This is a genomic window from Lysinibacillus sp. JK80 (assembly GCF_027557635.1).
In the GTDB taxonomy this organism is placed as follows: Bacteria; Bacillota; Bacilli; order Bacillales_A; family Planococcaceae; genus Lysinibacillus; species Lysinibacillus capsici.
The window spans coordinates 34,282-52,758 of sequence record NZ_CP058997.1 but is presented as its reverse complement, the minus strand read 5'-3'; the positions used below and the strand labels follow the sequence as shown (position 1 = coordinate 52,758).

Sequence of the window (18,477 nt, the reverse complement as noted above, 5' to 3'; positions counted from 1 at the left end):
TTATAAATATTTTTACCACAATTTTATTATTATAAAACAAAAATTAGTTTTTATCTATACCATTTTCAAAATCCACTCAAAAAAACCGCCTCTGCTAACCGAGGTGGTTTAAAATTCTATCCTTATTTACAGGTCAAAATATGTTCGATAATCGTATTTGCTGTCTCTTCAACAGCTTTATTTGTCACATCGATAACTTTACAACCTATTCTACCGACAATTTTTTCAAAATGCTGAATCTCATCAAGAATTCTTTCATGCTGTGCATAGATAGCATCATCATTCAAGCCGAGAGACATTAATCTTTCTTTCCGAATTGAGTTTAACTTCTCAGGGGAAATAATCAATCCAAAGCATTTTTTAGGGTCTATCTGTAATAGCTCTTCTGGTGGTTCTACCTCTGGCACTAAAGGTACATTCGCCACTTTATATTTTTTATGGGCTAAATATTGTGATAGTGGTGTTTTAGAAGTTCGTGATACACCAACTAGTACAATATCAGCCTGTAATAATCCTCTTGGATCTCTACCATCATCATATTTTACCGCAAATTCAATCGCTTCAATTTTTTTGAAATAATCATCATCCAGCAGATGAACAATACCAGGCGTTTCCAATGGATTTTCTTCCATAAAAGCTGCCATTGATTGTAAGGCTGGCCCTAAAATATCAACAGCCTGAATTTTTTCTTGTTCACATAAATCATGTAATAATTTACGCATTTCTTGGCGAACAAGTGTATAAACAATGAATGCTCGCTGTTGCGAAGCAAGAAAAACAATTTTACGGATAAGCTCCTCTGATTGAATATGTGGAAATCGACGAATCACAGTATTTTCAAGACCCGGTCGGAACTGGCTAATAACCGCTTTTGCAACTTGATCACCAGTTTCACCGACAGAATCAGATACAACAAATACGCGTAGTCTTTTCATGCAGCTCTCCTTCATTTAGACATTTTGTGCAAGAGATAAGAAAGCCCGTGTAATCGTTGTTTTTGTAAGACGACCAACAATCGTTAAACCACCCTCTTGCGGTTCAACTACTGGTAGTGAATCAACCTCACGTTCAATAAGTTTGTTCGCTGCAACAATTAAAGAATCTGATCTTTCACAGTACGAAATATTTGGCATACGCGTCATAATAATATGTACTGGAATTTTATTTAAATCCTGCGTGCCAATACTTGTACGCAGTAAATCTTTGCGAGATAGTACGCCTGTCAAAAACTCATTCTTATCTACGACAAAGAGTGTACCAACATCTTCTGAAAACATAAAGCAAATTGCATCATAAACCGTCATTGTTTCAGGGACAACTACTGGCCCTGAATGAAAATCCTTCACTTTTAAATTGTGAATACTATCTATTAATGTAACAGATGCCTTCTTACCTGAATAAAAATAACCAACCCTTGGTCTTGCATCCAGAAATCCTGCCATTGTTAGGATTGCTAAATCCGGTCTTAGAGTTGCTCTTGTCAGATTGAGACGTTCGGCAATATGTTCCCCCGTAATAGGGCCATTTTCTTTCACAATTTGTAATATGTCTTCCTGACGTTTATTGAGTTCGATTGGACTCACCGCCTCAAATCTAATAGTGTTATACTTATGCTCAATTATTATATACTATTTTAATAATTATTGCGAATTAAAGAACTACATGCTACAATATTGACACATACGCTTGCTCTATCTGTATTTTCGAGCAAATTGCGTTATACAGGCGATGATGGGAAAAAAGTATCTGTTCCATTCTATAGCGAGTAGAAGATGGTGAAAGTCTACACAGCAACAGAGAAAAGGCACTCCCTGAGCTAACTTTTTGAAAAGAGGTTTTAAACTACTCGTTTAAAACAATCAGGGTGGAACCGCGGGTATTAGCACTCGTCCCTGGGCATACAATGTGCCCGGAGACGGGTGCTATTTTCATTTAGTTGCAACTGAATGAAAAAACTATGGCGTTTTTACCGCTAAAACAACGTATTAAAAATTTAAAGGAGGCTATTTTATGGCTAACAAATCAATGGAAACCATCGTATCTTTAGCGAAGCATCGAGGCTTTGTCTTCCCTGGTTCTGAAATCTACGGAGGTTTAGCAAACACGTGGGATTATGGTCCACTAGGTGTCGAATTAAAAAATAATATTAAAAAAGCATGGTGGCAAAAGTTTGTTCAGGAATCTGAATACAATGTAGGTATTGATGCTGCTATTTTGATGAATCCAAAAGCTTGGGTTGCTTCTGGTCACGTAGGAAACTTCAATGACCCAATGATCGACTGTAAATCATGTAAGGCCCGCCACCGTGCAGATAAAATTATCGAAGACGCTGCATTAGCGAAAGGCGATGAAATCATTGTTGATGGTATGACATTCGACCAAATGAAAGAAACAATGATTAAATATGACGTAGTATGCCCTGATTGCGGAAAGGCTGATTTCACAGATATTCGCCAATTCAACCTCATGTTTAAAACATTCCAAGGTGTAACGGAATCCTCTACAAATGAAATTTATTTACGCCCAGAAACGGCACAAGGTATTTTCGTGAACTTTAAAAACGTTCAACGTTCTATGCGTAAACGTACACCATTTGGTATCGCACAAATCGGTAAATCTTTCCGTAACGAAATTACACCAGGTAACTTCACATTCCGAACACGTGAATTCGAACAAATGGAGCTTGAATTCTTCTGTAAACCTGGTGAAGACCTTGAATGGCATGCATATTGGAAAGAATTCTGTAAAAATTGGTTACTAAACCTAGGCATGAAAGAAGATTCGATGCGCCTTCGTGACCATGAGGATGATGAGCTATCTCACTACTCTAACGCTACAACAGATATCGAATTCAAATTCCCATTTGGCTGGGGAGAGCTTTGGGGTGTAGCAGATCGTACAGATTACGACTTAAAACAACATATGGAGCACTCTGGTGAAGATTTCACTTACATTGATCCTGTATCAAATGAACGTTATGTTCCTTATTGTATTGAACCATCATTAGGGGCTGATCGTGTAACATTAGCTTTCCTGTGTGATGCCTATGATGAAGAGGAACTAGAAGGTGATGATAAACGTACGGTTTTACGTTTCCACCCTGCTCTGGCTCCATTTAAAGCTGCTGTGCTACCACTTTCTAAAAAATTATCTGATGAAGCTACAGATGTTTGGGCTGAACTGCGTAAAGCCTTCCCTGTTGATTTTGATGAATCACAATCAATTGGTAAACGTTACCGTCGTCAAGATGAAATTGGTACACCATTCTGTATCACATATGATTTTGATTCAAAAGAGGATGGCCAAGTAACAGTACGTCATCGTGACTCTATGACACAAGTTCGTATGCCTATTGCTGAAGTAAAAGCATATATTGAAAAACACCTACAATTCTAATCACTTAAAAAAGAGGGGGTAGCCAGCAGGCAACTCCCTCTTTCTTATGCTTTAAATGTTGAAAATAAGCGCTCTTGCATTTTTTCCTCGAATGAAAACTTTTTCATGCTCAAACCTATTAAGCTCACTAATAGCTCCTCAATATCCGCTAGTGAGTAATAAAGGAATGTACCTTCTCGCATTGGACGAACCCGTTTGTCAAAAGTTAGTTCATCTTCAATAAAGTAAGCGACATTAACATCGCAATGTTCCATCAATTGTGTAATACGTTGATCATCACCTGGGTTTATAAAGAATGGCACAATTTTATCAATATACAAAATACTTTGAACAAGCTTAATGAAGAAATTTTCACGCAACGATGTCTCCACAACTAATATGGTCGTTTGCTCATGTTGATAATCCATATATAAAACGTTTAATTGCTCCTCTAGTAGCGTTTTTAAAATACCAATAGAATTGCGATACTTTGTCATATCCGTTTGGATTTCCCTTGTTAGTAAACGTAAAATACGAAAGGCTGGCAGAAAAATTTTTAAGACAATTTCTTTAGGATGTAAATGGTCAATTAATTTATTAAAATGAATTCTCAGATTATTTTCGTCACAACGGATTAATTGCTCTACAAATAAGTTGAAAATCTCTTCAAAGCTATTCGCTCGATAGTCGATCATTTTCGTAATTCTCACACTATAGTTCAAAGGAAGATTCATTGATTTTTGCTCATCTAACAATCTTACTTTTGGTAATGTTGGAAATAAATCATAAACAAGTTCTACTTGTGCACTGCGATTATCGGATAACATAACAACAGAGTTTACTGGGTAAATCCCTAAACATTCTACAAATTTATGCATAAAGCTCTCATTATATAAATGTCGATCTCTGTATAAGACAGCTAAAGCATCTGTAGCACCATAGCCAACATGATAGACTCTCTTGGATGTCATCGCTGAATATACATCAACAATTTGTAATAATTGTACACCCTCACTCATATCATCCGCACAAAGTTGATTTGGATAGCCCTTTCCCGCAAAACGTTCATGATGATCTCGTGCCAAATAGGCAATGTCTTCCTCGTTATGTTCCATGAGTAGCTCGTAGCCTTTTGTTGTGTGCGTCTTTACAATATCGAACTCATCTTCAGAGAGTTTACGTTTCAGATTTAATATTTCTTGGGGTATAAAAACCTTCCCGATATCATGGAACAGGTAGCCCCTAGCTAATGTTTCAATATCTGTTAAACCTAGGTATCTAGCAAAAATTGTACCTAATACAAACACATCAAATGAATGGACAAATGAATACTCGTCCCATTCCTTTAAACGCATAAGTAGCTCATAGCGATGTTTTTTTTCCAAAATCTTTTCAAAAACACCTCTTACATAAGCCGTATCCTGTATGCTTTTAAGAATTTGTCCATAGCGTAATTCGTGCACGACATTCTCCAACGTTGTCATAAAAAGCTGACTAACTGTCTCTTTATAATCATCCACAGGATCTCTTTTTTCAATTAATGGGGCAAATAGATCTTCATATTCTCTTGTTCGTTGAGCACTTAAATCATGTACAACTCGAACTGAATTAGATGGCAAATAGACAGATAATTCATCTACTTTACGAAGTTTAAGTAAGGCAATAATTCGCTCCGTTAAAACTAAATCCTTTTTAGCCAATAAACGATACTCTGAAAAAATATCTTCTGCTAATATATCATTTGCTTCAACTTCATGAATACTTAAGGTTACTTTTCGTAGCATATATTTTGCCACATACGCAATGTACTAAGCACTATGTGACTCCCTCCTTCTTCCATAGGACTGCGCTATTCTGATAAACGTATAACAATACGTTTTGCTGATAGAGGCTTTTATATTTCATAGGCATGTCTAAAGTGATCTAGCGTACATCAGTTTCGATGGAGATTAAACGACTTAATTATATTTAAAAAATATAATTACCATTATCTATACCATTTACAATATCATAGGTTAAAATGCCTTTTCAACTAGTATATGGGTCTCGAATGAATAGTTTCTACCACTTATATAATGAAAACTAAACAAAAATACAAATCTTTTTACCTATTAAAATACTTATAAATATATAGATAAATAAAAATATAGATAAATAAGACTTCATATTATTCATTTAAAGACGGAAAAATAACAAATAAAATTAAATTTACGCAATAATTTTATTTTGTAAAAATTGAAATTTATTCATTAAAAAGAAAGGTAATCTAGTTGCATCTTCCTATAAAATCAAAGGTATTTCTTTTTATTTAAAAGATAAAATGAAGCGAGTTCTGTGCTATGCAAGTTAATTAGTTTTAGTTCCCCCTTTTACATAAGGTATAATCGATTACCGAACAGTCATGATATGGATGAAATTCCCTCTATGCGTTGTTCCATCTTTTTGGTATAAATAAGTTATTATAGTTAGTATTAGCTGTTAAATAATGAATAATTGACAGGCTAAAGACACATCACCTTTTAACATTCATTCGTCCGGAAGTTTGAACTGATACACAGGAAGGTCTGACCAGAAATATATATACTATAAAATTTTCTATTGTACTTTTTGGAGGAATTTAATTGCAGTCTCAACGTTTATTTCAACTAGCTATGGCTTCTGCTTTAGCAACAAGTGCGATTATTATCGCACCACCCGCACACGCAGCATCATTTTTTCCTGATATCAACCCAACCAATGAAGAAGGTAAGGCTATTATTCAATTAGCAGAGCGTGGCATTATTTCAGGCTATATGGATGGGACATTTAAACCCGCTAATCCTATTACACGTACACAGGCTGCGAAGATTTTAGCAGGTATTTTAAAGTTAGATACAGTTCACGTAAAAAATCCCCAATTCAAAGACATCAAACCTGGCGATGAAAACTACGGAGCCATTGCAGCATTAGCAAATGCTGGCATTATTAATGGTGCAAATGGTTATTTCTACCCTACTCAAAATATAACTCGCGAGCAAATGTCTAAAATGATTGCGAAAGGCTTTGGATTAACAAATACGAGTAACACACAATTACCATTTACAGACGTTAAAAAGGGGAATGAATTTGAGCCTCATATTAAAGCATTGTTTGCAAATGGGATTACCAAAGGAACATCTGCAACCACTTTCGGCCCAAAAAGCAATGTAAAGCGCTCTCAGCTGGCTGCTTTTGTTGTACGAGCTGAAAAGTTGCTAGGCAATGCAACCGTCTATGCAAGTCAATTTAAACAGGACTATATTTTTGCTTCTTATGGTGGTCTTGAGCCAGCAGAGGATATTTTCACATGGAATGAAGAGGAAGATATGACAGAGTCTATCACGATTACCCCTATAAAAGAAGGTACGGGTAAATTAGTGATTACTGGATTGACTGATGATTCAGAGGACTTTATTGACATTTTTTATTTAGTACATGTCAAAAATGTAAATGGTAAGCTGAAGGTAACACTTGAAGAAGTAAAAGAAGATGATTATATCGAAAATTTACCACTCGATTTGTCTGAGAGCAAATTACCATTCATACCAACAGAGGTGACGGTTCAAAACGCGAATGGACAGCCACTCGCTTCAAATTTCTATAACTTTAATCAACAAGATCAAACACTGTCCATCTCGCAAAATGGACAATACATTGTTACATTTTCAGATGGGACGCAACAACAAAAGATGGCCGCAGATGTGTATTCCTATGATTTTGTTCGCAGCATTGATTTATATCATTTGACAGATGAATTAATACTGACAGCGCAAGAATTACCTTTCGAACCAACACATGTAGCACTCGAAAGCTTTGGTTTTGAACCAGTGCCTGTAAAAGCGACAATTCTTGACGGGCAACTACACATTACGCCAAAAGCTGAAGGTCTAGCGATTCTCCATTTAACAGGTAAAAACAATGAAACAGCATACCTTTATATTGAAAGTAAAAAAATTGCTGGACACTGGGCCTTTTTAGTGACAGAGGATGAGGATGAATTTTAAATAACGTGAAATGCCAGATGAACATTATGATTCATCTGGCATTTTGTCTTTCGAGCGTATTTGCAGTTCAGGGGTACGTTCTAGTTGCTCTATAAATTTTCTCGTCTTAAACCGAATACCGGTTTGTTCTTCATAGATGGTTGTTATAATTTTTTTAATGAAATATTTTGTTTCTTTTTTTAGTTCTATTTTTCCAATTTGGTCGATAGGAACAGTGTAGAACATCCTGATAAGTTTCAGCTGTGTTGGCGTTAAGCGAATGATATAGGGGTCATGCTGATAACAGCGATGGCATAAGAATCCTCCTTGAGCAAAGGAAAAAGCGAATTCCCCATCTACTGCGCCACACGCAGCACAGGCATGTAAAATAGGTTGTACACCTGTATAGGGCAACATTTTCCATTCAACAAATAGCGTAATAGCTTCAGGATCATAGCCATCCTCAATTGCTTGTAGTGCATGTAGTAAAACATCGAACGCAAATGGCTCTGGCTTTCCTTCTTCCACAACTCGCTCCACTAATTCCATAATATAGCTAGCATAAGCAGTAGCCATAATATCCTCACGAATATGTCGCATTGAATTTAAATGTTCTCCCTGTTGCAAAGTTCCCATGCCTGTATGATGTTGTACCATAAACATCCCGTAGGTAAAGGGTTGCGTGATGGAAGCCAATCTACTAGAAGGTTTTTTTGCCCCTCTAGCCATCGTAGCCACTTTACCAGCTTCCCGAGTTAGCAAAATAACAATCTTATTAGATTCCCCATAAGCGCGAACCTTTAATACAATCCCCTCCCATTTATGAAGCATAATCCCCCTCCTTTCTTAAAAGAACTATCCATGCAAAGAGAGCTGCCCAAAATAATTTTGGACAGCTCAAAAATAAAAATGATCAAATACTTCTAGATCCTTTTGTGCCTACAAGAAGAAGTTAACCTAAAACCGTCACGTCAAAATTTGGCGTCTATTCCTGATTCAACGGGCCATGTTCGCGAACGTTACAATTCATTAGCTAAGCCAGAAAAAACTTAATATTCATCGTCACGGAATCCAAAATCACGTAAATGTGTAGCTTTATTACGCCAATCTTTTTGCACCTTTACCCATAGCTCTAAATAAACTTTAGACCCTAGAAGCATTTCGATATCCTTTCGCGCACGTGTCCCTACTTCTTTTAGCAAGGCTCCACGTTTTCCAATAACTATCCCTTTTTGAGAATCACGCTCCACAATAATTGTAGCCGCTACATGAATTTTATCCTCATTTTCTTCATCACGACGAATTTTATCAATTACCACCGCGATAGAATGGGGAATTTCTTCACGCGTTAAATGTAGGACTTTTTCACGAATAAGTTCAGATATGATAAATCGTTCAGGATGATCTGTCACTTGATCGGCTGGGTAATACTGAGGTCCTTCTGGTAAATACTTCGCCAATGTCACTAATAAATTTTCAACATTATTGCCTTGTAGCGCAGAAATCGGTACAATCTCCGCAAAGTCATAGCGCTCTTTATAGCTCTCAATAATTCCCATTAGTTCATCTGGATGAATGGCATCAATTTTATTGATGACCAAAAAGACAGGTGTTGGGTTTCCTGCTAGCATTTCTAGAATAAATTCATCACCTTTACCGAGTTTTTGCTCAGCATTAACCATAAACATAATAACGTCTACTTCACGCAATGTGTTTTTAGAAACCTTCAGCATGAAATCGCCTAGTTTATGTTTTGGCTTGTGAATACCTGGTGTATCAATAAAAATCATTTGGCTATCATCTGTTGTTAGTACGCCTTGTACTTTATTTCGTGTTGTTTGTGGCTTATCACTCATGATCGCAATTTTTTGGCCAATGACACGATTTAAAAATGTCGATTTGCCAACGTTTGGACGACCAATGATGGAGATAAAGCCTGATTTATAGCCATTTTTAGTTTCCTGCATTCTCTAAATCCTCCGTCGTAAATGCAAACGGTAGTAATTCGCCCACTGACGTTACCGTCACATCACCTTTTAAGTTCGTTAAATAAACAGGCATAGTTGGAGCACAAAACTCCATCATGACCTGGCGACATGCTCCACATGGGGCGCATGGTCCGTCCGTATCAGCTACAATGGCAATGGCCTCGAATTCGTAAATCCCCTCCGATACTGCCTTAAAAAACGCTGTACGTTCAGCACAATTTGTCATACTATAGCCTGCATTTTCAATATTACAACCGTGAATAACCTCTCCATCTTTTGTTAGTAGAGCTGCCCCTACTTTAAATTTTGAATAAGGAACATAGGCTTTTTCACGTGCCTTTTTTGATTCTTCTAATAATGCATGCATATCCATTGTCATCTATACTAATTCTCCCTCACATTTATGGTTTATTTTCAATTAGAAGACACTCATTTCCATTAAAACCATTTTGGCAGAAAGATGAGTAATCCGATTATAGCACTGAATAGCGCAAATACAAGCACTGCACCTGCTGCAATATCTTTTGCTTGCTTAGCAAGAGGATGTATCTCTGGGGAAGCTAAATCGACTACCCGTTCGATAGCTGTATTCATCATTTCCAGCGCAAACATTAGTGCTATTAATAGTAGCACAATATACCACTCCATACGAGATAAACCTGTCAAATAACTAGCCAGTATAACAATGATTGCACTTACTATATGTGATTTCAAATTTTGTTCTTTACTTGCAGTTATGATGCCTTCAAAAGCATAGCCAAAAGATCGCAAGTATTTTCGAAAATTCATCTAATCTCGACCTAAGCCATAAGTTTGGAGAATCTCATCTTGCTTTGCAAACATCACTTTCTCTTCTTCTGGCTCCATATGGTCATAACCAAGTAAATGTAAAAAACCATGTACAGCTAAAAAGCCTAATTCTCGCTCAAAGGAATGATTATATTCCTCTGCTTGCTCTTTTGCACGATCAGTCGAAATAATGATATCACCTAATACACGTGGCATACCTTCAAACGTAACTTCCATTTCCCCTTCACCTAGCTCCTCTAGTGCAAAGGAAATGACATCTGTTGGCTGATCTTTGCCACGATATTCACGATTAATATCTTGAATTGCCTTGTTCGTTACAAACGTCACCGAAACCTCTGTTTCTGGCTCAATATTTTCTACACTTGCAGCATGCTGTAATATCTTTTCAACAAGTTCGATATGCTGTGCTCCCACTTCATTTGTTTCATCCGTAAAATCAATTGTTAAAATCATAGATCCTCCTACTTATCTGCCTTTGGATATTCAATACGTGAATGGAATATCCCATTCAACGTTTCACAAAGTACTCTCTCTATACATTTTAACTCTTTTATTGAAATATCGCATTCATCAAACTGATTATCTTGGACGCGATCATCGATAATCGCTCGTACTAGCTTCTGAATTTTCTCTGCATTTGGCTCTTTCATAGAACGTACTGCTGCCTCGACACTATCCGCAACACTTATAACAGCTGCTTCTTTTGTTTGGGGTTTGGGCCCTGGGTATCGGAACTTTGCCTCATCAATATTTTTTCCTTCTTCCTTTGCTTTAAACAAGAAGAATTTTAACAAACTTGTGCCATGATGCTGTAAAGCGATATCAATAATCTCTTGAGGCATTTTATAACGTTTTAACATATTGGCACCATCTGTCGTATGGGCGATAATAATCTCTGCACTTGTTTCAGGTGGTAACGAATCATGCGGATTGATGCCCGACATCTGATTTTCGATGAAAAAGGAAGGTCGTTTGGTTTTACCAATATCATGATAATAACAACCTACACGTGCTAATAAACCGTCGGCACCAATCTCTTCACACGCAGCTTCCGCTAAGTTCGCTACCATCACACTATGATGATATGTCCCTGGAGTTTCCATTAATAATTTTTTTAATAATGGATGGTTGGGATTGGATAGCTCAATTAAGCGTAAAGACGAAAGCAAGCTAAACGCCGATTCAAAGAATGGTAAAAGTCCCATCGTTAATGCCCCTGAAAGCAAGGCTGATAACATCGCCGCTATTAAGTAAAATGCTAATTCTGGTAAGCCATAGGATGATTGTGTCATTAACAAATAAAACGCAATAAATGCCATATTTACAAGGGAAATCACACCAACCGCATGTAAAATATGTGAGCGTTTTTCCACACTACGCAAAAAGAATAGGCTTGCAAACCCTCCGAATATGATATACAGCGTAATTTCCATTTGCATAACTGAAGAATAGCCTTCTTGAAAAATTACCCCTGCTGAAGCAGCCGTCATAACTGTAATTAATACGGCTGCTCGCTCATCTGCTAGCAATCGTACAAGCATCGTTGCTAGTGCTGTCGGGAATAAAAAGGCAATCGTCACATCAAAGCCACTAGAAACTAAGCTAATAAATTTCATTAGCAAAATAGACAAGCTATAAACAATCACTGTCACTAACAGTGCATTACGTTTTTTTCGTTCGTTCGTCTCCCAACGCTCAAATAAAATATACATAAACATCATTTGCAGTAGCGTTAAAATAATAAGCCCTGCTATCGGCTTAAAGGAGGCTTTATTACTAACCATCCCTAATAGCTCTAATTGTCTAAAAGCCTCATTGTCAATAATTTGGCCTTCTTGAACAATAATCTGACCTTGTAAAATTCGTGTCGGCTCTACACTTTCTTTGGCCTGCTGTTTTCGAATCTTTGTTTGTTCTTCGTTAATTGTTTCATTTTCAATAATGCTTGTACGTCCTATTAACACGACTGTATTGAATATTTTATCAGGATATCCTCGTTGTCCACGAATCTTTGTTTCAAAATCATTTTGTGCAACAAAGACGTTCTCTGGTCGGATGGATTTTTGTAAATATTCCTCTACAAATTTAGATAATTGCGTACTTGTTCTAGTTAAATCATCTTCACTTTGTACTAATAGACCTTCCAGCTGAGAATCTGTAAAAATTAACGGCATCTGGTCTTCGTCAATGGATTCAAATTTTTTTCGAAGCTGTGTAACCTGGTCTGCAATAGGAATAGGTTCCTTACTATTTGCAACATCTTTTTTCACTTCCAAAACATAATCAAATAATGATGTTACAATCGCTGCTCTTTGCTTGGCGACATCCTCCGAAAATTGATAGACTGAATCCACTGCATTGGCAGCTTTTTCTCGCTCTAGCTGTGTTTTATAAGTGTCTTCAATCGTTTTAGTAGATCGTACGGTTTCAGGCGCAAGCTGTAATGGTTTGAAATCATATGTAACTCCTTTAACATTGCCATACATGAACCCAAATTGTAGGCCACCTGTTAAAATGAGAATGATGATAAGAAAGTAGCGAAAACCGATAAGCTCTGTAAATTTTCGAAGTTGTTTCTCCATCTGGCACCTCCTCTATCTACCTACTATCATACCAATTCAACATACATTTTTCTCGAAAAATGTATAAGAAAGCAAAAAACAGCTATGCATCTTCGCATAGCTGTCACATTTTTTTCCATATTTTGATTAAATTCGTGGTTTAGGTTTTAACTATATGGATGTTTTAAACCTCGTTACCCCTATCGCTTCGCTTTCGGGGCAGACTTTAAAACCTGTTGCCCCTGTCGCTTCGCTTTCGGGGCAGACTTTAGAACCTGTTGCCCCTGTCGCTTCGCTTTCGGGGCAGACTTTAAACCTCGTTGCCCCTGTCGCTTCGCTTTCGGGGCAGACTTTAAACCTCGTTGCCCCTGTCGCTTCGCTTTCGGGGCAGACTTTAGAATTGCTACGCAATTCTAAAGTTGCTGTTCTTCGTAGGCTTGAATGATTTTGGCTACGATTGGGTGACGTACGACATCGCCTTGTTCTAGTACTTGGAAATGAATAGATTTAACATATTTTAATGTACGTTCTGCTACAATCAAGCCAGATTCTGTATTTTTGGGTAAGTCGATTTGCGTTTTATCACCTGTGATGACCATTTTAGAGCCGAAGCCTAGACGAGTTAGGAACATTTTCATTTGTTGATGTGTTGTATTTTGTGCTTCATCTAAAATAACAAAGGCATCATCTAATGTACGGCCACGCATATAGGCTAAAGGGGCGATTTCAATCGTTCCTCGTTCAATTAGCCGCTGTGTTTGTTCTGAGCCGTAGATGTCGTTTAAAGCGTCGTAGAGAGGTCGAAGATATGGATCAACCTTTTCCTTTAAATCTCCTGGAAGAAAGCCTAGAGACTCTCCAGCTTCAACAGCAGGGCGAGTTAAAATAATTCTCTTAACATGACCGTTCTTAAGTGCCTGTGTTGCCATGACTACCGCTAAATACGTTTTCCCAGTACCGGCTGGACCAATACCGAAAACAACGTCTTTATGACGGATTGCTTGTATGTATTCTCGTTGACCAATTGTTTTTGCACGAATTGACTTACCTTTCGTCGTGCGTGCTATTTCTTCATCATATAGTTCTGCAAAATACTCGATTGTTCCTTTTTGTGTCATTTCAATAGCTGTTGTGACATCACGTTGATCAATATTAATTCCTTTGCGAATGACCTTCAATAAAGCATGCAGAAGAAATGTTGCCTGTTCCTTAGCATTTTCTTCACCCGCAAGTTGAATTTGTTCACCACGCGTAATGATATGAACATTAAGTGCTTCTTCAACTAATTTCATATTTGCATCGGAAATACCTAGTAGCATAACCGCTTCATTTGGATTATCCACCTGTAATACAGTTAACTGTTCTGACATAATCATTCTCCTTGTAGGCCTTGTATTGGACTTGCAATGTTTTCATTGACTAAAAATAGAACTTTCCCTTCAACTGTACCATTCCCCCACTTTGCCTGTAAAAGGTTTTCTTTCTTGATGATTGTTTTTGCAGGTAACGAACGTAATACTTTTTCATGCAATAAAGGAATCAGCAATGACTCAATTTTCGATTCATCTAACTCTACTTGCATCGTTTTCGTCTGTTGCTCCTCTACAATTGAAACATAGGGGGATAGCCAATTCGGTAAATCTTTTCTTTGTACATAATCCACCTTTTCCTGATGTATACCCTTTATCAACACTCGCCATTGCTTTTGCTGCAAGGTTTCCACGGTAATTTTTGTTGGAATTTTAAATGAACATTCAAGCCAATAGTCTGCATAAACCTCTCCCTTCGCCCCTACAAAAACTTGATCTGTGCCACTTTCTAATACACCACTTACGAGGACGTCACCCTCGTAGGCTGTATCATTTACTGAAATTTTTCGCTCGCCATGCTGTATATTAAAGTGTGTAATGACACCACTTTTCGTTGCTACTATATGGGAGGCTAATTTATCAGTTGTTTGCTCTGTTTGTTTAGGTGATTCCTGTGGTCTCAAAATTACTCGTCCGCCATGTTTATCAATATGAACCCATGATAGCTCTCGGTGTTGCTCTAACAGCTTTTGTCGTATAACCGTATTGGAAGGTAACTTTTTTTGAGATAAAGGGGTTTCTAATTGAAAGGTTTCATGAAAGGTCTTACCTAAACGCTGCTCTAGTTCTGGTGTTGCGGCTTCTATGTCCACTCGCCATATGACTTGTGCACAAAGAATTGGAATAGCAATCATAAAGGCTAAGCCCAATAAAGTCCAAATTTGCGCTCGAAAAACTTGAAGCTCATCTGCATAAAATACAGCCATTTTTAAGCGAAAACGTCTTCGTACACGGCGAATTTTTGGTAGATAATGCATCGTCGTTTCAAAGGAAACTTCCTGCTCACGAAAGACAACACGCTTTAATGGGACATGTTGAGCGTGCAATGCTTGAATAAAAGGATGAACATTTTCATGGCGCTTTATACGTATAATAATTGGCCGATTATTCCACATTTTTGCTCACACCCATATTCTTTGTCATTTTCATATGAAGCTCCTGTAGATTGTCAACAGTGAGATGTAGCATTTCTTCTTTGAGCGCATTGATTGTCACTGAATCCGCATTGACAGTAATATGATAATCTGCATAGACAAACGAACAGGTCGTCGCATCTGCATGAATAAAACGGTAGGGTCCAATAATTTTTAATGATTCGTATTCTAACAACTCAAGTAGTGGCGTTAATTGAAATAATTTTTTCATAAAAAATGCCTCCTTCTTCGGCAATATATGCATCGAAAAAGGAGGACATGCTAGTTATTTTCTTTTTGATTTCGGTGGCCCTAATATTTCAGCCATCACGATTGCTTGCATAAGATCATTTTTAGATTGAGGTAGTTGTAAAGTCGAATTTGTGCCAACTGATTGCACTTCTTTTTTTCCAGCAGCTAATCGTCCTCGACCTTCTCGATTAGAAGAACGGCTAGGGATATCTGCTGGAATGACAGCTGGAGCAACATAGCTTGGTATTTCCCTTTTCACTTGTTCTTCAACAAATTTTTTAGGCTCCTCGACTTTCTCATTTTCTGGAATCCAATCTCCTATAAATTCTCGTGCAAAATCTTCAAAACTCTGTGCTTTCCCAGTACGATGTGGTGCTTTCTCCGTAACTGGAGGCTCCACCACGGTGTCTTTATTAAAAGGAGGCATCTGCTTCTGAGGCTTTTTATTTTTTGATTTTCCGAAAATAGAGCTGACTATGGCAATTATGGCGAAGATTATTAACTGTTCCATATGTTAGTTTCGCTCCTTTCCGTTATTATTAAGCATTGGGTTCATTTTTTTCAGGTTTATCATTGCTTACTTTTGAGATAGAGTCGCGCATCGCTGTATCTGCTTGGATATTGCGATAGTTCATATAATCCATAATGCCAAGATTACCAGAACGTAAGGCTTCAGCCATCGCTTGTGGTACTTCCGCTTCTGCTTCTACTACTTTTGCCTTCATCTCTTGAACACGTGCAATCATTTCTTGCTCGTTTGCTACAGCCATTGCACGACGTTCCTCGGCTTTTGCTTGTGCAATGTTTTTATCTGCTTGTGCTTGTTCAATCTGTAATTCTGCACCGATATTTTTACCGATATCTACATCGGCAATATCAATGGACAAGATTTCAAAGGCTGTTCCTGAATCTAACCCTTTAGATAATACTGTTTGCGAAATCATATCTGGATTTTCTAAAACTTCTGTATGATGTGTCGCTGAACCGATAGTTGAAACAATCCCCTCACCAACACGAGCAATAACTGTTTCTTCACCAGCACCACCGACTAAACGCTCGATGTTGGCACGCACGGTAATACGAGCCTTTGCTTTTACTTCAATCCCGTTCATTGCTACACCTGAAATGAACGGTGTTTCAATAACTTTTGGATTAACAGACATTTGAACAGCTTCTAATACATCACGCCCAGCTAAATCAATTGCTGCACAACGTTCAAATGACAGCTCTATATTGGCACGGTGAGCCGCAATTAAGGCATTCACTACACGGTCAACATTACCACCTGCTAAATAGTGACTCTCTAACTGATTAATCGTTACAGGTAAACCAGCTTTATGTGCTTTAATCAACGGATTAACAATTCGAGACGGGATAACACGACGTAAGCGCATCCCAATTAATGTGAAAATACTCACACGTACACCTGCTGCTAATGCAGAAATCCACAATGCTACGGGTACAAAGGTAAAGAATACCGCAAGCACAATGAATAAAATAACTAGTCCAGCAATAGGACCAATCAAAGCTAAATCAAAACCCATTTTCTATTCCTCCATCTCTTTATCTGTTTGTCTCACAACAATGCGTGAGCCTTCAACTTTAATAATTTCTACATGTTGATTAACATCGATATAGCCACCTTCTGATACAATATCAATGCGTTCACTACCAAGTACCATTGTTCCAGATGGACGAAGTGGCGTAAGCGTTTTCCCAATTTTTCCTAACAGTTCTGTGCGATTCACATTGGATACATACCCTTCTTCTGTCGTGGTTGCATCCATTAACACAAGCCTGTTTAAGACATGCAGTTTTTTTCCGAAAAATTTCATCAGAATCACCATTCCTATCATCGCTATCACAAGCGCAATGAGAATTGCTACTATCATTTGCATCATATTTGCACCTGCCAGTATCAGACTTAGTACTATTAAGACACCACCTAAAATACCAATAATTCCACCGGGGACAAAAAACTCTGCAATTAAAAGGGCTAAGCCAACAATAAATAACAATAATGTTTCATATCCCGCAAAGCCGGCCACCATATGTCCAAAGAAAAATAAACCAAGTGCTGATAAGCCCATTATACCTGGAACACCAAATCCTGGCGAATAAAGCTCCATCACAAGTCCTAAGCTAGCGATAGACAATAGAATAGGTACAATGATGGGATTTGTAATAAAACGAGCTAACTTTTCAGAAAAGGTTGGTTCAATGGGAACAACATCACTACCATTCAAGTTGGTTACTTCTAAAAGCTCCTGAAAATCTTTAACCGTCCCTTCAGAATATTTAACCTTTGCTGCCTCTGAGGCTGATAGGGTTAACAAATTCTTTCCGCCAGCACGGTATTCTGGTAGTTCATAGTTGGTATCTGCCATTGCTAATGCATATTTAGGGTCGCGCCCTGACGTTTCTGCTGCTGCTTTCATTTGAGCAAGCCAAGCGCTATTGGCCTTTAGGTCGGCTGCATTACCTGCTGAATCGATAACTGCTGCTGCACCAATTGTTCCATTTGGAACCATGTAGATCTTATCCGCATGTAAGGCTAAAAACGCTCCTGCTGAGTGCGCATCCTTATTAATATAAGCAATCGTTTTTATTTGCGTTGCATCCATAAGCATGGCGATATCGCTTGCTGCATTCACAAAACCGCCAGGCGTATGTATTTCTAAGATAATTGCCTCTGCATTGTTTTCTTCAGCCTCTTTAAAAGCTCGTTCTAAAAATGCATGAAGTCCTCGCTCTACTTCATTACGAATCGGAACATGATAAACCTTATTACTGGCAAAAGCCGAAGTTAATGGAAACGCTAACAAAAAAGTCATCCATATCACTAGTAAATAGCTGAGGATTCTCCGTTTTCGCATCTTTTCCCCTCCCTTCTAACATGCCTCTCCTCTGTATATACGGTCAATCATGCGAAAAGTTTCACAAATCTTAAAAAATTTATTAATTATTTATCATTCGATCTAATGCCA

At 37.8% G+C, this 18,477-nt stretch carries 17 protein-coding genes; 2 read left to right on the top strand and 15 right to left on the bottom strand.

Features of this window, described 5'->3' with window-relative positions:
• Positions 1-122: 122 nt before the first annotated feature.
• A complete protein-coding gene (locus HXV90_RS00275) occupies positions 123-935 on the bottom strand; it encodes a pyruvate, water dikinase regulatory protein (protein ID WP_066036445.1) in 813 nt (270 codons plus the stop codon).
• Between the two features lie 15 nt (positions 936-950).
• Entirely contained in the window at positions 951-1,583 is a 633-nt protein-coding gene (locus HXV90_RS00270; protein ID WP_004227151.1) for a transcriptional regulator CcpN, read from the bottom strand.
• A gap of 427 nt (positions 1,584-2,010) precedes the next feature.
• On the opposite strand from HXV90_RS00270, the gene HXV90_RS00265 reads away from it, so the two are divergent.
• Complete coding sequence (locus tag HXV90_RS00265) at positions 2,011-3,396, top strand: glycine--tRNA ligase (protein ID WP_004227145.1); 1,386 nt, start codon at positions 2,011-2,013, stop codon at positions 3,394-3,396.
• Positions 3,397-3,440: 44 nt separating this feature from the next.
• Here HXV90_RS00265 and HXV90_RS00260 read toward each other — a convergent pair whose 3' ends face one another.
• Positions 3,441-5,159: an HD-GYP domain-containing protein gene (locus HXV90_RS00260; RefSeq protein WP_054550114.1), complete on the bottom strand. Its 1,719-nt coding sequence runs from the start codon at positions 5,157-5,159 to the stop codon at positions 3,441-3,443.
• Between the two features lie 837 nt (positions 5,160-5,996).
• Here HXV90_RS00260 and HXV90_RS00255 point away from each other — a divergent pair.
• The gene (locus tag HXV90_RS00255; protein ID WP_269898088.1) at positions 5,997-7,397 is read left to right on the top strand and encodes an S-layer homology domain-containing protein; all 1,401 of its coding nucleotides are present in this window, start codon (positions 5,997-5,999) and stop codon (positions 7,395-7,397) included.
• A gap of 24 nt (positions 7,398-7,421) precedes the next feature.
• Here HXV90_RS00255 and recO read toward each other — a convergent pair whose 3' ends face one another.
• The 12 genes from recO to HXV90_RS00195 form a co-directional block, all read right to left on the bottom strand.
• Entirely contained in the window at positions 7,422-8,207 is a 786-nt protein-coding gene (gene recO / locus HXV90_RS00250; protein WP_048392194.1) for a DNA repair protein RecO, read from the bottom strand.
• Between the two features lie 218 nt (positions 8,208-8,425).
• Positions 8,426-9,343 (bottom strand): GTPase Era, encoded by a 918-nt coding sequence (gene era, locus HXV90_RS00245; RefSeq protein WP_004227129.1) that lies wholly within the window; start codon positions 9,341-9,343, stop codon positions 8,426-8,428.
• Complete coding sequence (locus HXV90_RS00240; protein ID WP_081011012.1) at positions 9,330-9,743, bottom strand: cytidine deaminase; 414 nt, start codon at positions 9,741-9,743, stop codon at positions 9,330-9,332. Before HXV90_RS00240 ends, era begins: the two co-directional genes overlap by 14 nt.
• A gap of 59 nt (positions 9,744-9,802) precedes the next feature.
• Positions 9,803-10,153 (bottom strand): diacylglycerol kinase family protein, encoded by a 351-nt coding sequence (locus tag HXV90_RS00235; protein WP_004227121.1) that lies wholly within the window; start codon positions 10,151-10,153, stop codon positions 9,803-9,805.
• Positions 10,154-10,627, bottom strand: coding sequence for an rRNA maturation RNase YbeY (gene ybeY / locus HXV90_RS00230; RefSeq protein ID WP_269898087.1), 474 nt, complete (start codon positions 10,625-10,627; stop codon positions 10,154-10,156). It lies immediately after the preceding gene.
• A gap of 8 nt (positions 10,628-10,635) precedes the next feature.
• On the bottom strand, positions 10,636-12,756 hold the full coding sequence (locus tag HXV90_RS00225; protein ID WP_004227107.1) for an HD family phosphohydrolase: 2,121 nt from the start codon (positions 12,754-12,756) through the stop codon (positions 10,636-10,638).
• Between the two features lie 392 nt (positions 12,757-13,148).
• Positions 13,149-14,105, bottom strand: coding sequence for a PhoH family protein (locus HXV90_RS00220; protein ID WP_016994096.1), 957 nt, complete (start codon positions 14,103-14,105; stop codon positions 13,149-13,151).
• Between the two features lie 2 nt (positions 14,106-14,107).
• The gene (locus tag HXV90_RS00215) at positions 14,108-15,220 is read right to left on the bottom strand and encodes a sporulation protein YqfD (protein WP_269898086.1); all 1,113 of its coding nucleotides are present in this window, start codon (positions 15,218-15,220) and stop codon (positions 14,108-14,110) included.
• Positions 15,210-15,470, bottom strand: a complete 261-nt coding sequence (locus HXV90_RS00210; protein ID WP_048392190.1) for a hypothetical protein — start codon at positions 15,468-15,470, stop codon at positions 15,210-15,212. The genes HXV90_RS00215 and HXV90_RS00210 overlap by 11 nt, the downstream gene beginning before the upstream one ends.
• Positions 15,471-15,524: 54 nt before the next feature.
• Complete coding sequence (locus HXV90_RS00205) at positions 15,525-16,001, bottom strand: hypothetical protein (protein ID WP_054550098.1); 477 nt, start codon at positions 15,999-16,001, stop codon at positions 15,525-15,527.
• 28 nt (positions 16,002-16,029) lie between these two features.
• The gene (gene floA, locus HXV90_RS00200; RefSeq protein ID WP_112118215.1) at positions 16,030-17,034 is read right to left on the bottom strand and encodes a flotillin-like protein FloA; all 1,005 of its coding nucleotides are present in this window, start codon (positions 17,032-17,034) and stop codon (positions 16,030-16,032) included.
• Between the two features lie 3 nt (positions 17,035-17,037).
• Positions 17,038-18,366 carry an NfeD family protein gene (locus HXV90_RS00195; protein WP_131520553.1) on the bottom strand — a complete coding sequence of 443 codons (1,329 nt, stop codon included), beginning with the start codon at positions 18,364-18,366 and terminating at the stop codon, positions 17,038-17,040.
• Between the last annotated feature and the right edge of the window lie 111 nt (positions 18,367-18,477).